The sequence below is a fragment of the Spirochaetota bacterium genome, assembly GCA_026415295.1.
GTDB lineage: Bacteria > Spirochaetota > JAAYUW01 > JAAYUW01 > JAOAHJ01 > JAOAHJ01.
The window spans coordinates 116,319-132,348 of record JAOAHJ010000039.1; the positions used below are offsets into that span (position 1 = coordinate 116,319).

The following is a 16,030-nucleotide window of genomic DNA, read 5'->3' on the forward strand; positions in this document are numbered from 1 at the left end:
AGTTAAAGTTCTACCTTCATTTTAATTATATTATCTTTATTAATATAAATAATTTGTTTCTTCCTTTTATCTTCAAATATCAAATTCTCACCCTCTTCACTTTTTAAGTTAAGAACTTTATTGATAATTTTTTCTTTCTCTTTATAACAAATATTAACCTTTTCACCTATAAAAAATCTCACTTCTGAATCTTTATTAATTTCCCATCCTATTCCGGGAGATTGAACAACAAGATCAAACTCTTCTGGAATAAAGGTTTTTAATCTTTTAGAAACAATTTCACAATCCCCAACAGTTATTCTTCCGTCTTCTTTAGCAATAGTAATTGTAAGTTTATGTTGTTTATATATATCAATTTTTAAAAGATAAATACCTTTAATAGGAAATTCATTTTCTATTCTTTTAATAAGTTCCATAAATTTTTATAAATTAATATTTTATAAAAATATTAAATGTTTTCAATACTAAATTATTTTTATTTTTAACTAATTTATTAAGATTATTATTATCATTTATCATAAAAATTTAAACAAAACTCAAAAACAAAATCCAAAATTTGAAAACAAAAATACTAAAAAAAATAAGAGACGCATAATGCGTCTCTTTATAAAAAAATATATTATAAATTTATTTTGTCAATCATTTTTTTTAATTTACATTATCTAATTTTATATTTTTATTTTGTAATTTTTAGTTAATTACATTTTTAATAATTTTTATTCAATAAATTTAATTGAAAATATTTTATTATACTCTAATTTTATTTTGAAGTCAATGTTTTAATTTATAAGGATATTAACATGGAAGTAGCAATTATTGGTAAAAAATTTAGTGGCAAAACTACTCTTTTTGAAATTTTAACAGGAAAAAATGTAGAATCATTTTCAAATAATATAAACGAAGGAATTTGTTTTGTAAATGATGAAAGAATTGATTATTTAGCTAAAATATTTGAACCAAAAAAGAAAACATATGCTCAATTTAAAGTTTTAGATATGCCAGGTGTTGATAAAGAAAAATTTTATTCTAGTTCAAATCTCTCGAATTTTAAGATATCTGAAGCTTTAATTTATGTAATAAGGACTTTTAATAATCCACAATTCCATATAGATTATGAAATAAATCCAGAAAAAGAAATTAATCAATTTGAAAGTGAATCAATTATTAATGATTTAGCTCAAATAGAAAGTAGAATAGATAAACTTCATATACAAATGAAAAAAAGGAAAAGCCCTGAAGATGAAAATGAACTAAAGCTATTATTAAAATTAAAAGAAAACCTTGAAAAAGAGATACCAATTAAAGCCTTAACTCTTAATCATGATGAAATAAAAATTATTAAAGGCTTTACATTTTTATCCCAAAAAAAAATTATTTATATATTAAATATTGATGAAAATGAAATTGAAATAAAAGATGAAATTTATAGTAAATATAATCTTCATAATTTAAAAGAAAAGTTTACCATTATACCAATATGTTGTAAAATAGAGAAAGAGTTACTTTATTTAAATGATGATGAAAAAAAAGAATTTATCAATTTATATAAACTTGAAAATCCAGCAAAAGAAAAAATAATTAAAGAGACATTTAATATTTTGGATCTAATCTGTTTTTTAACATATGGAAAGGATGAAGTTAAAGCATGGCCAATTAAGAAGAACACTTCTGCAAAAGTTGCAGCTGGTACAATTCATTCAGATATTGAAAAAGGATTTATAAAAGCTGAGGTTATACACTTCAATGATTTTATTAATGAAAATGGGAATTTAAACAAGATAAAAGAAAAAAATTTACTTAAAATGGAAGGAAAAGATTATATTGTTAAAGATGGGGATATGATAGTTTTTAAATTTAATATTTAAGAATACAATAATTAATGCTTAAATTATATAATTTTTAATATAAAAACCTAATTTCTAAAAATAAACTTTGAATTAAATTAAAAATCTATTTTTATAAGGTTTTTCTTAAGTTGATTTAAATTTTATTTAACCTATAATAATAATGAAAAAAATGAATTAAAACATTAAAATAAAAATTAAAGGGAAAAATATGCCTAAAAATTTAAGAAATAGACAAAAAAATATTGAAAATTTATTAAATAATGAAAATAATAGTCAAATAAATATTAATGAAAATAATAATTCCAACAATAATAAAGATCAAAATGATGGTAATTCAATAATTGACTCTTTTATAAACTTTTTTTCAAAATATACTGAAAAAGGATTAGAATATTCCAAAATTTTAGCATTAAAAACAGATATTTTTAATGAACAAAGAAAGATAAAAAAATTGATGGTTCAACTTGGAGAAATCTATTATGAATCATTTAAGATTCCAGAAATATTGAAGGAAAAAGAAGAAGAAATCAATATAATAATATCAGAAATAGATAAAAGAAAAATAGAAATAGAAAAACTTAAAAGGTGTATAAATAACATCAAAAAGAAATCAAATATAAGTGAAAGAGAATTGAATGAATTATTAAATCTAGTCCCCTCTAATAATCCTGATAACTTTGAAGAAGAATTCATAAATGTTGATTATATTAAAAAAAATAAAGACTTAACAAAGCTACTTAAAAAAATTAAAAAAGGCTACTCTTCATAATATTCAGCATATTGTTGTTCTGTTTCCCAAACTTTAACAGAATATAAGCTTTTATATTTTTTCTTTATTTTTTCAAAAATATAGAAAGCAATCATTTCAGATGTTGGATTATTTTTTTGGAAAAAATCTAGATTATTTAATAATTTATGATCTAACTCATTTAGTATATTCTTAAGATAAGTCTTCAATTCAGAAAAATCAATTAATATCTGGTTATCCTGTAAATTATTACTTTTTATTATAACTTCAACTTTATAATTATGCCCATGTATATTTTCACACTTTCCTTTATAATTTCTTAAAAAATGAGCTGAAGAAAATGTCCCAGAAACTGATACTTTAAACATTTTTCACCTCTAAATTTCTTTATAAATAAAAATTACTAATTTTGTATAAACATCAAGAATACTATTTAATGTCTAATTATTTAATATCTAATTATTCAATTATTTATTTAATATATATAAATAATAAATATTTCAATATGAAATATAAAACAATTTATTTACTTTACTTTTTATAACACTATATTATATTATTTTTCTTGTAAAGTATTTTTATAAATTTAAAAAAGATCGACAATTAACAAATATATAGGAGTAAATTTTATGAAGGAAAAAATTCTTGATTATTTCGATTATTATAAGATTGCAACATATATTCCTGAAGAATTTTTAGAAAAACTAATGGATAATGTTAACTCAAATAGTAGTATTCTCTATAAAAATTATGATTATGTTTTTTCTTATTATAAAGTTACAGGAACTTGGAGACCACTTGATGGAGCTAATCCTTATTTAGGAGAAAAAAATAAAATAGAAAAAGCAGAAGAAATTAAAATAGAGTTCCTTATTAAAAAGGATGACTTAGATAAAGTTATTAAAAAAATAAAAGAGATACATCCTTATGAACAACCAGCAATTGATGTTTATCCTGTATTACCTGGTTTTATTTTCTAATTTGACTTTTTATTAACTAGTTATATTTATTAGTTATTACATTGGTTTTTTAATATTACTAAATATGCTTTTATTTAAATATTGTTCTTTTATTACTTTAACTATTATTAAGTTTTTAATATTTTCTGACAATAAATAAACAATATTTAATTATTATTAATCTTGTTTTTTTTATTTATTTATGTATTATCTTTTAAAGAATTTTATTTAATTTAATTTTTTATATTAATTTAATTTTTAATTAAAACATTATTTTTATTATTAATAAATTATTATTTTATTATTTCAAGGAGATAATCATTTATGGATTTCAGCATTTTTGATTCTATAAAAGAAAAAATAATAATTGACACTGGGGAGAAATATTATTTAGAAAACTTTATTAAAGACTATGAAGTTACTTTAATATCTGATGAAAATATTAGCATTAAAGGTATTAATGTCATTGATGATAAAATGTTTTCATCTGAAATAATATTTAATGTTAGAAATAATAAAATAGAAAGTTCTATATGTACATGTGATGAAGAAGGTAATTTTTGTTCACATAGAGCTTCATTATTAATTAAATTAATATATGATAGTAAATCATTTATAGTTGAAAATAAATTCAATGTCGAGAAATTTAAAATATACTCAAGAAACATTGCTAAAGAAAGATTTATTAAAAAATTAAAAAAAATAAGTGAAAAATATTCAATAAAAGTTTTATTAATTCTTGAAGATAGAATAAATTCTGAAATTCGATTTAGAATAGATTTTTATCATGAAAATGAGAAAATTAACTTTTACACAGATATACCATATAGTGAAAAGTGGGATGAGCAAAGAAATTTTAATTATACTCTTTTCCCCTTAAAAGATAGACTTATAATAAAAACCATTACAGAATGGATTGGCCATATTCCTGAAGAAGAATTTAGTTTACCCAAAGAAAAAGTTGATCTTTTCATGAAAATTCTTTCAGACTTTCCTGAAATATATGATTATGAGTATGAGGAAAAGTTAACTTTTGATGTTAAATATTTTAAACCTAAAATAATTCTAAATTTAAAAGAAGATTTTTCTGAAATAAATATAGAAATCTTAGACAAAAACTTTAAGATATTTTCAGGGGAAATTTATCAATGGATAATTATTAATAATTGCATTTATCCTTTGAGAGTTAAACTCAATGAAAATATATGGGAAAATTTAATAAATGATAAGTTTATTTTATTAGGCAATGAAATCTCTACTTTCTATTATGAACTTTATCCTAAAATTAAAAATGCTTTTGACATTTCTTTAAAAGGAAATGTTGAGCTTGAAGAAGTTGAAAGTTATGAATACCTCTTTACCATCGACTACGATGGAAATATATTAATATATCCAAAAGTTTTTTCTGAAAAATATAAAATACCTCCTTTAGACATTCCATTTTCGAATCCCGAAGTACCATATATATCATTTTATAAAGACAATAAATATTATGTAATAAAAAGAAACCTTGTAAAAGAAAAAAAGATTCTATTCCTATTAAAAAAATACAATTTTATTATAGAAAATAATATTTTGAAGCAAAAAGATAAATTATATTATAAAAAATTTCTCGAAGAAGGACCAAATATTTTGAAAAAAGAAGCTGCTATTGAGTATACTGAAAGTTTTAAAAAAATTAATCTTGAAAAACTTTATATTTTCGCAAACATAAACTTTGAAGATTCTCCAGAACATCAAAACATAATTTTTATAAATGAAAAATATATTTTCTCAGATGGTACACCAGTTTCAAAAGATGCAATTGAAAAAATAATGGCTGGTAAAAGATTCGTTAATGTTGATGAAAATTTAACACTAGTTGAAAATTATGCTGAAATACAAGAACTATTAGCAACTATAAATTCTATAATTGAAATATTCAAAGATGATAATAAGAAAGAAGCAAAAAAAATTGTTTTTGTTTCTCAACTTTTCTATCTTTATGATGAAATTATTAATATTATAAAAAAATTCAATGCTGAGTCAAATATAAAAATATCGCTTTCACCAAACATTGAGAAAATGATCTATTTAAGGGAAATGATATTAAATGAAAAAGATATAACTGTTCTGAAAAAAACAATATCTATACCAGAAGAAGTCTCATCTATAATGAGAAATTATCAGAAGTATGGTTTTTACTGGTTTCATTTTTTAAAAGAGTTCCAATTTGGTGGAATACTTGCCGATGATATGGGGCTTGGAAAAACTTTACAAATTCTTGCTTTTATAAAATCCTTAAACACTCCTAAACCATCCTTAATAATTTGTCCTACATCTCTAATGCATAACTGGGAAAATGAAATAAAAAAGTTTTTTCCAACATTTAAAACAATAGTAATTAAAGGAAATATAAATGAAAGAAAAAGGGAAATTTCTCACATCAATAGATACGATCTTGTTATAACATCCTATTCATTAATAAGAAATGATATTGATTTATATGAGATATACGATTTTGAGGTTATAGTTCTTGATGAGGCAAATCATATTAAAAACCCAAATACTAAAATAAGTAATACGGTAAAAAAACTAAACTCTACATATCGATTTGTTTTAACAGGAACACCTATTGAAAATAATTTAAAAGAATTATGGTCAATATTTTCTTTTGTTTCACCACATTTACTTGGCAAGTTTAAACCTTTTAAAGAAAAATACATAGATGAATTCACAGAAGAAAAACTTGAAGAATTAAAACAGAAGATAGCTCCATTTATACTTAGAAGAATAAAATCTGAAGTATTAAAAGAACTACCTCCTAAGATTATCCAAACTCTTTTTGCTGATCTTACTCCAATTCAACAGAAATTATATCAAGAAGTACTTGAAAAAACTAGAGAATCTCTACTTGAAAAAATTAGAATAGATGGAATAAAAAAATCAAAAATTCATATTTTAACTGCATTACTTAAATTAAGACAAATTTCAAATCATCCATCTTTAATTAATCCTTCAATTGGAATTGGTGATGAAATCTCTGGTAAAATGGATCTATTAAAAGAATTATTAATAGAATTAACAGACTCTAATCATAAAATATTACTTTTCTCACAATTTACCAAAATGCTTGCTCTAATCCAACAAGAAGTCGAAATATTAGGAATTAAATATTCATACCTTGATGGCTCTCTCTCTGAAACTCAAAGAAAAAAGGAAATAGAAACTTTTAAAAATACAGATACCCCTCTTTTTCTTATAAGTCTAAAAGCTGGTGGTTATGGTCTAAACTTAACTGAAGCTGATACAGTTATACTTGTTGATCCTTGGTGGAATCCAATGGTTGAAATGCAAGCTATAGACAGATCCTATAGAATAGGACAAGTTAATTCTGTTAATGTATATAAGCTTATATCTTCAGGTACAATTGAAGAGAAAATAATAAATCTTCAGGAAAGAAAAAAAGCACTTTTTGATAATGTTATGAGTATTGATAATATATTTGCTTCTTTAAGTGAAGATGAAATAGAAGAGATGTTAAGTTAATAAATATTAAGCTAAATATTAAGTTACAGTTATATCAGAAACTTTCTCTCCATCATTTGTTTTTACAATTCTCGAACCCATTGTATTTCTTTTCTGAATATTTATATCATTAACCTTAATCTTAATGGTTTTTCCATCTGTTGTTGCTATTATAATTTCTGAATTATCGTCAACCGAAATTATTTTAACTATTTCGCCAGCTTTTTCTATATTTGAAAGTATACTTACACCTTTTCCACCCCTTTTTTGCAAAGGAAATTCTTCAAATTGTACTCTTTTTGCAAAACCATTGGAAGTGAGAATTAAAACCTTCTTGTTTTCTTCAACCTTAATTATTGATACAACATAATCATTTCCCTCCAATGTAACACCTTTAACACCAATTGATTCCCTACCTGTTTCTCGAACATCATCAACTTTAAATCTTATAGATTTCCCCTTCTTTGTAGATATTAAAACTTCATCAGTATTTTTACAAACTATAGAATCTACTATTTCATCTCCTTCTAATATTTTAGCATATTTAACACCATTTCTTCTTAAAGAACCACTTATTTCATTTAATTGAACTCTTTTTGTTATACCTTTTTTGGTAATAATAAGAATACTTTCATCTTTATTAAACTCTTTAATGACTTCAATATTTTTAACCTCTTCATCAGAATCTAAATCTATAAAATTAGAAATATGTTCTCCTTTTGAACTCATTGACCCCTCTGAAATATCATTTACTTTGATAGTATACAATTTGCCTTTATTAGTAAAAAAACAAATGTAATCAGTTGTTACTGCTTTTTGAATAAATTTAATCTCATCTTCATCATTTAAATTAATTCCTTTTTTACCTTTTCCTCCTTTATTTTGCAAATAAAAAGAATTTGCTTTTAATCTTTTTATAAATCCTATATTTGTAAATATAATAATAACTTCTTCAGGAATAATTTCAAATTTCAGATCTTCTTCCTCTGTGAGGGTAATTAGATCAGTTCTTCTTTTATCTCCAAAAAGAGTTTTAACCTCTTCAAGTTCCTTTATAATTTGAAGATTAATATTTTCTTCTGATGAAAGAATCTTCTCAATTCTTTCAATTTCAGTTTTAACTTCGCTATATTCTATTTTTATCTTTTCAACTTCAAGAGTAGTTAATCTTTGAAGTCTCATATCGAGAATTGCTTGAGCTTGTACATTTGATAAATCAAATTTTTCCATCAATTTTTGCTTAGCAAATTGAGCATCTTTGGATTTTTTAATAATATTAATTACTTCATCAATATTATTTAAGGCTACTATTAATCCTTCTAAAATATGCAATCTATCTTTTGCTTTTCTTAGAATAAAATTAAACCTTTTTATCATTATTTCTTTTTTAAAATTATAATAAAGAACCAGATAATCTTTTAAGTTAAAGGTGATTGGTTTATTTTCATAAATTGCAACCATGTTCGCATTATAAGTTTTTTGAAGATTAGTATGTTTATAAAGTTTATTAATAATTAATGAAGGTTTTTCACCTTTTTTTACCTTAATTACTATTCTTATTCCTTCCTGATCTGACTCATCTCTAAGATCTGTAATACCATCAATAACTTCACTTTTAACAAGATCTACAATTTTTTTAATTAGATCAGCTTTATTAACTTGAAACGGTAACTCAGTGATCACTATATAAGTTTGACCCTTCTCTTCTTCAATCTTTACCTTACCCCTTATTATAAATCTACCTTTACCTGTATAATAAGTTTGATAAAAATCATCAGTTAATATAAGAGTTCCATATGTAGGAAAATCTGGTCCTTTAACAAATTTAATTAATTCCTCAATTGTTGAATTTGGATTCTTGATAAGATAAATTAAAGCATCTATAGTTTCACTAAGATTATGAGGAGGAATAGAAGTAGACATGCCAACACCTATTCCTTCAGCACCATTAATAAATAGGTTAGGTATATTTGATGGTAAAACTTCTGGTTCATTCAAGCTATCATCAAAATTTGGTAAAAAATTTACAGTTTCTTTATCTATGTCTTCAAGTAATAGATTAGATATCTTTGCAAGCTTTGCTTCAGTATACCTCATTGCTGCTGGGACATCCCCATCTATTGAACCAAAATTCCCTTGTCCAATTATTAAAGGATATCTTAAAGAAAAATCTTGAGCAAGCCTAACTAAAGCATCATATACTGCAGCATCACCATGAGGATGATATTTACCAAGAACATCTCCAACTATTCTTGCACATTTTTTTGTAGAACTTTCAAAAGTTATACCTTGCTCCCACATCGACCAAAGAATTCTTCTATGAACTGGCTTTAAACCATCTCTTATATCTGGGATTGCCCTACCTATTATTACTGAAAGAGAATAAGTTATATAGGACTGTTCTATTTCATTTTGTATTTTTTTTATAATTATATTTTCATTTTTCCCCATATCCATAAATTTTACCTCGAATAAAAAGAATTAAATTTTTTACATATCAAGTTTGTCTTTTGAAATAAATGCTGCTTTATCTATTATAAAACTATATCTTAATGGTACCTCTTCTCCCATTAATATATAAAAAATTCTATCTGCTTCGATTGCATCATCTATAGAAACTTTTATAAGTCTTCTTCTTGATGGATCCATTGTAGTTTCCCACAATTGAGACGGATTCATTTCTCCAAGTCCTTTATATCTCTGGATCTCATATTTTTTATCTTTAAGATTCTTAATAAAATTTTCTTTTTCCTCATCATCATAAAGATAAATTATCTCTTTACCATATTTTATTCTATAAAGAGGAGGAACAGCAAAATAAAGATAACCCCTTGTGATAATTTCTGGCATCATTCTGAAAAAGAAGGTTAAGAGCAATGTTCTTATGTGAGAACCATCAACATCAGCATCTGCCATAATAATAATCTTATGATATCTAAGTTTACTTATGTCAAAATTTTTCCCTATATCTGTTCCAAGTGTTAAAACTATAGGTTTTAATTTATCATTATTTATAGCATCCATAAAATTTGCTTTAGATACATTTAACATTTTACCCCACAAAGGTAGGATAGCTTGAAATCTTCTGTCTCTTCCCTGTTTTGCAGAACCACCAGCAGAATCTCCCTCTACTATAAAAAGTTCTCTTAATTCTGGATTTGTCTCTGAACAATCAGCAAGCTTACCTGGTAACGCATCAGAATCAAATATTGATTTTATTTTGGTAGCTTTAGAAGATTTTTCTTGATATCTTAAATAAGCTTTCTTTAATAGATAATCAAGAATTTTTTCAAGATCTTCTGGAAATTCTTCAAAATGTAACTTTAAATTTTTTTCTAAAAATTTAATCACTATATCTTTTATATATTCATTTCCTAATTGCTCTTTTGTTTGTCCCTCAAATTCAGGATCTGGAAGCTTAACTGAAATAATCGCAACTATTCCATTTTTAATCTCTTTTGATGGTTTTATAGGAAAACTCTTATAATTATTAAAAATTTTTGACTCTTCATACTTTTTATCAAGGTAATCAGAGAGTCCTTGAATAAAGCCTTTATAATGCATACCTCCTGAATATGTTCTTATATTATTTGCATATGTATAAATAATTTCATCATCTGTTTCATTAAATATAAAAGCAATTTCAACTTCAATATCTGATTTATTAGGGTCTTTATGCTTAAAATATTCTTTTTTATAAAAAATATTTTCAGTAATTGATTTATGTCCTTTATTTAAGTGAAAAGCAAATGCTAATATTCCACCATCATTATGAAATATCTCTTTTTTCTTTAAAGGAGTATATTCAAACTCTATTTTAATATTTGAATTTAAAAAAGAGAGTTCCTCAATTCTATTTCTAATAATTTCATATGAAAATTTTATATCTCTAAATATTTCAGGGTCTGGTTTAAATAAAATCTTAGTACCATGAATATCGGTATCTCCTACAATCTTAACTTCACTCTGAGGTATTCCCCTATGATATTCTTGATACCATATTTTATCATTTTTATATACCCAAACTTTCAAATATTCACTTAAAGCATTAACAACTGAAAGTCCTACTCCGTGTAAACCACCTGAAACTTTATAAGCTTTATTATCAAATTTTCCTCCAGCAAATAACTCAGTTAGTACAAGCTCAAGAGCACTTTTTTTTTCACCATAAACTTCTATTATATCAACAGGAATACCTCTACCATTATCTTCAACTATAGCTTCATTTTTTTCATTTATTGTAACTTTAACAGTATCACAAACACCAACAAGCGCTTCGTCTATTGAATTATCAATTATTTCAAATAAAAGATGATTTAGCCCTTTTTCTGAAGAATTACCAACATACATGCCAGGTCTCAATCTAACATGTTCAAGAGATTTCAAATATCTTATATGTTTTCCATCATAAGATTTACTAAGTTCTCTTTTATCAATTTTTTCCTTCATAAAATCCCTGCTATAAATTAATTTAACTAACTTTTTGTTCTATTTTTACTTTTAAATTAGGTATTAAAAATTTAACATAATTTTTTTTTTTGTTTAGTTTTATTTTTTCAAGCTTTTATCTGATAAAATAATTGAAGCAATAAGATTTTTGAGTTTTTCTTTCATTTGAGCATCATCTACTATTTTTATTTCATCTTCTACCTCTTTTTTTAATTCATCATTAAGTTTATCAAAAGAACTCCTCTTATCATCTCTTTGAAAATACTGAGGTAGAAAACGGTATTTAATATCATAAAAATCACTTTTAAATTTTGAATTAATTCTTTTAAGAAAACGATCTTTATAAAATAAAAATTCTTGTCCCCAAATGGGGTTATCAACTGCAACATAAATAATTCCTTTATTTATATAAATAGGTTTGATATGTTCTTTTATATTTCCTTCTAATAAAGATTTTAAAAAATCGATTATTTCTTTTTCCTTTAACTTGCTTTTGAGTTTTACTTTTAGTTCATTAGGTAATATCTCAAAAAATGATTTGAATTCTTCTTTATTGTTCATTTCTTCTAAATTGGTTGAATAAAGCTCAAAATAAAAATTTTTATCAAAATTTTCTTTATTTTTCATAATTTATTATACTCTATTAAATCTCTCTATTAAGAATAATTTTTTTTAAAAAAAAGGAGTTTTAAGAATTATTCATTAAAATGATAATTTAAACTTTCTTTTATAACATTATTTTCAATAATAAAAAAATTATCAAAATTTATATCAATGAAGTATTGTTTAGAAATTTCATCAAACTTTTTTGAAGATGAAAAAAAAATTTGAGTATTATTATTAAATATTTTATTTATTATTAAACTTATCTTTCTTATATTTTCAATATCTATCTCCTGAAAATAATCATCAAAAAGAATAACTGGATAAAAACCAAATATTTCTTTATAATATGAAATTAAAGCAAAATTCAATATTATAAAAAATATCTTAAAATCTGCATAACTACCAGTTAATTCAATTTTTAAATCACTTTTTAAAAATTCAAATTTATCATTATGGATTCCTTTGTATCTTTTTAATCTAATTTCATCATCTATATAATTGTTCAGAATCTTTTTAATTAAGTATTTATCCTTCTCATTAAAATAAGAGTTATACTTAATTTTATAATCCCAATATAAATCTATTTGAGAGATATGCCTATTTAAATTTATTATAAAATCTGACCTAATTTTGGATATATCAAATATCAATTCACTTAAATTTTCATTAAGAATTAAAAATTGATCAACAATAAAGTTTCTATTATTTAAATTTTTTAAAATAATACTTTTTTTTGTATTAATTATTTCGTAATATTTTGAAATGAGTTCTTTATACTTTTCATCAATAAATAATAGAAATTTATCAAAATATGATCTCCTATTCTCAGAACTATAATAAAAATAAATCATATATCTTGAATTTAAATAAGGAACAAATATTTTTTTAAATTTCTCTCCTCCAATATAATTTAACTTCTTACCTTTGTCCTTAAAATAAATAATCTTCCTCTTTGAAAAAGAATCATCTAATTCTATTGAAAAAAATTGTTCATCTCTTTTACATATTAAATTTTCTTTTATGTTTCTAAATGATTTAAAATGATATGTAAAATAGATTAACTCAAGAAAATTTGTTTTCCCACTCCCATTTTTTCCATATATAAATATATTATTCCCAAAATTATCAATAAATATATTTTCAAAATTTCTAAAATTATAAGCAGAAATATTATTTATTTTCATTAAATATTATTAAATAAAATATTTATTTATTTACAACTACAAAAACATAGAGCAAATTGTAATTTTCATCTTGATTAAATGGTTTTAGCATAATAGTTTTTGGATTTTGATTAAACTCAAGAAGTATAAACTCACTATCAACAACTTTTAAAATATCATTTAAATTCTTATACGAAATATATAGAGTAATTGGTTCCTGCCTAAATTCACAACTCATAAAATTTTCTACATTACCAGCTTCATTACTTTTATATACTAGATGTAAGCTATCTTTATTAAAATCAAAAATAACAGTATCATCTAATGAAGAAATTAAAGGGGATAACATTTTTAACTTTTTCTTCAGTTCTTCTAAATCAAGTTTGACATTATAGTAACAATTGCTTAAAATAATCCTTTTATATTCAGGAAAGTTTGGTTCTAGAAGAAAAGATTGAATTAAAATATTATCCGCAAGCAAAATAACTTTTTTAGGAAATATTCCAAACATAATATTATCATTAGCAATATTAATTTTATTTAATATATTAAAGAACTTGTTAGGAATAATAGCTTTTATTTCAGGATCAAAATCAAATTGATATGAATAAGCAAGTCTTTTTTTATCAGTTGCAACAAAAGCAATTTTATCATCTTTCTTCTCAACAAGAATACCATTTAATGAATAATACTTATCCACATCTGAAGCTAAAAAAGATACCTTTTCAGACATCTTTTTAAACAAATTAAAGTTAACAGAAAATAATTGACTTTCTTCAAACTCGATATTCAAGTTGTATTCATCAGAAATAATTGTTTTTAATTCAAATTTAAGAGAAGTTTCTTTATTAACAGGTTTAATTTTTAATAATTCATTATTAAAAAGAGAAATTTCTATATCATCATCAGGCAAAACTTTTATTATATCAGAAAACATTTTTGAGTTAACAAGTACCTTACCTTCTTCTTTAACTTCGGCTTCTTCATTACCTTTAAAAGATATAACTGAATCTGATGCTGATATGAATAATCTATTTGCAAAAGCTTCTATTACAATATTTGAAAAAATGATTGAAGAAACTCTACTTTCAACAATTGTATCAGCAATTAATATTAAATTTTCAAGTTTGAACTTTGGAATAATAAATTTCATTAAATCCTCCACGAAAATTTATAATAATAAATAACTAATTACTTCTAAAAAAAATATATAATTATAAAAAAATTTTTCTACAATTTATATAAAACTTAATCATTTCTTCTTAAATAGTATTTTAAATATTTTTGATCAATATAATTTAAATCATAAATAGTATTTATTTTAAAATCATTTTTCCCTATACGAAATAAAATAGAAAACAATCCTAAACTTTCTCTCTTATAACCTAAAAAATATATGAAATCTTTTGAATTTCTAATTTTTTTTATAACATATACAGATTTAAAAAAATCATGCACACTATTTGATTCAATTTTATTAAATTCTTTTTCTTTTAAATTAAAATTAAATAAATAATAATCAGAATATTTATTTCCCTTAGAAAATTGATTTTCTACTAAAAAAATTAAATTTTCATCATTCATATTTATGCAAAAAAACCTCAATTTTGAGAAATCTACATTTTGTATTTTATCAACAATAAATTTCTTATGTTCATCTATATCAAATAGATAATATAATTGACTTTTATTTTCATCTATATAATAAAAATAACGATTATCAAATATTATATATGGATAATCTATATAAAAATTATTAAATTTATATACTTTTTCCAATTCATGTTTATTAATTAAAACAACTAAATTTTTATATATCAGAAAATTGTTAAAAATAAGAATATTGTTATCAGACTCTAACAGACTATTCTTTTCTTTATTACTTTTATTATCTTTAATTAAAATTTCATCCAAATTTACTTTAAAAACTATTTTTATATTTTCACCTTCAATGGTTTTCTCATTAAAAATATTAAATAAAATGTTTTTATTTCCATCTTTATAAAGTATAAATTTATTATTATAAAAAAGTAGATCTTTAATATCTCTAAATATATATTCTATGCTAACTTTTTTTCTTTGATTTATTTCATCTTTTGTAAGTGGAATTATTTTCACAAGATTATATTTATAATTTTCTTTATATAAAATATAAACAAAATTATTATTTGAAAAAATCTCAATTATTTCCGGTATAAATCCTACAGGATAAATATAATCCTCTTCTATTCCTGCTATATAAATATAATATGTTGGTTCTAAATATAAAAAAGACATTACAACAAAATTTCTATCGTATGAAAAGTGCATTTTTCTAATATATCCAGATATATTAAAAACTAACCTGTAGCCAACTTCATTTTCAACATCTTTTATCCATAATATATCATTTCCTTCATATGTTGAAAAGTAAGCAAATCTCTTGTATTCTAAATCTGGGAAATATCTTGATCTTCCAAACTCTGTAGGTCTTATAAAAAAGACAAGTTTCTCTATTTCTGGATAATAACCATAAATAAAATATCTTTCAGGCTTATCTTTAAATATAGAATTAAAAACCAAAAAATTTCCATCAATAAATAGATCGAAATCTTCGATAATATCATAAATTGAAAATAAATTTTGAGGAGAGGATTTTATAAACATAAAAATAGCAATTAATATTAATATTATAATTTTTCTCATAAATTTTTCTTGAAAGTTTATTTTAATAATTTATTTATTAATAATAAATAAAACAAAATAAAATTA

Annotated in this window: 12 protein-coding genes; 4 read left to right on the plus strand and 8 right to left on the minus strand. The window is 22.5% G+C overall.

Features of this window, described 5'->3' with window-relative positions; all coding sequences use genetic code 11:
• Positions 1–2: 2 nt before the first annotated feature.
• Positions 3–416: a hypothetical protein gene (locus N3A58_09090; protein ID MCX8059553.1), complete on the minus strand. Its 414-nt coding sequence runs from the start codon at positions 414–416 to the stop codon at positions 3–5.
• A 384-nt stretch (positions 417–800) separates the two neighbouring features.
• Here N3A58_09090 and N3A58_09095 point away from each other — a divergent pair, with 384 nt between their 5' ends.
• Together N3A58_09095 and N3A58_09100 are read left to right on the plus strand one after the other, a co-directional pair.
• Entirely contained in the window at positions 801–1,865 is a 1,065-nt protein-coding gene (locus tag N3A58_09095) for a DUF933 domain-containing protein (protein MCX8059554.1), read from the plus strand.
• A 190-nt stretch (positions 1,866–2,055) separates the two neighbouring features.
• On the plus strand, positions 2,056–2,616 hold the full coding sequence (locus N3A58_09100) for a hypothetical protein (protein MCX8059555.1): 561 nt from the start codon (positions 2,056–2,058) through the stop codon (positions 2,614–2,616).
• Here N3A58_09100 and queD read toward each other — a convergent pair.
• Positions 2,604–2,963 carry a 6-carboxytetrahydropterin synthase QueD gene (gene queD, locus N3A58_09105; GenBank protein MCX8059556.1) on the minus strand — a complete coding sequence of 120 codons (360 nt, stop codon included), beginning with the start codon at positions 2,961–2,963 and terminating at the stop codon, positions 2,604–2,606. The two genes, N3A58_09100 and queD, sit on opposite strands and share 13 nt — an antisense overlap.
• Positions 2,964–3,224: 261 nt before the next feature.
• On the opposite strand from queD, the gene cutA reads away from it, so the two are divergent.
• Positions 3,225–3,575, plus strand: coding sequence for a divalent cation tolerance protein CutA (gene cutA / locus N3A58_09110; GenBank protein MCX8059557.1), 351 nt, complete (start codon positions 3,225–3,227; stop codon positions 3,573–3,575).
• Between the two features lie 303 nt (positions 3,576–3,878).
• Positions 3,879–7,082, plus strand: coding sequence for a DEAD/DEAH box helicase (locus N3A58_09115; protein ID MCX8059558.1), 3,204 nt, complete (start codon positions 3,879–3,881; stop codon positions 7,080–7,082).
• An 18-nt stretch (positions 7,083–7,100) separates the two neighbouring features.
• Here the strand turns inward: N3A58_09115 and gyrA are convergent, their stop codons facing one another.
• The 6 genes from gyrA to N3A58_09145 form a co-directional block, all read right to left on the minus strand.
• Positions 7,101–9,518 carry a DNA gyrase subunit A gene (gene gyrA, locus N3A58_09120; protein MCX8059559.1) on the minus strand — a complete coding sequence of 806 codons (2,418 nt, stop codon included), beginning with the start codon at positions 9,516–9,518 and terminating at the stop codon, positions 7,101–7,103.
• A 33-nt stretch (positions 9,519–9,551) separates the two neighbouring features.
• A complete protein-coding gene (locus N3A58_09125) occupies positions 9,552–11,510 on the minus strand; it encodes a DNA gyrase subunit B (protein ID MCX8059560.1) in 1,959 nt (652 codons plus the stop codon).
• 99 nt (positions 11,511–11,609) lie between these two features.
• Positions 11,610–12,137: a DUF721 domain-containing protein gene (locus tag N3A58_09130; GenBank protein MCX8059561.1), complete on the minus strand. Its 528-nt coding sequence runs from the start codon at positions 12,135–12,137 to the stop codon at positions 11,610–11,612.
• 68 nt (positions 12,138–12,205) lie between these two features.
• On the minus strand, positions 12,206–13,300 hold the full coding sequence (locus N3A58_09135) for a hypothetical protein (GenBank protein MCX8059562.1): 1,095 nt from the start codon (positions 13,298–13,300) through the stop codon (positions 12,206–12,208).
• A 22-nt stretch (positions 13,301–13,322) separates the two neighbouring features.
• The gene (gene dnaN, locus N3A58_09140; GenBank protein MCX8059563.1) at positions 13,323–14,432 is read right to left on the minus strand and encodes a DNA polymerase III subunit beta; all 1,110 of its coding nucleotides are present in this window, start codon (positions 14,430–14,432) and stop codon (positions 13,323–13,325) included.
• 95 nt (positions 14,433–14,527) lie between these two features.
• On the minus strand, positions 14,528–15,964 hold the full coding sequence (locus N3A58_09145) for a hypothetical protein (GenBank protein ID MCX8059564.1): 1,437 nt from the start codon (positions 15,962–15,964) through the stop codon (positions 14,528–14,530).
• Positions 15,965–16,030 lie beyond the last annotated feature (66 nt).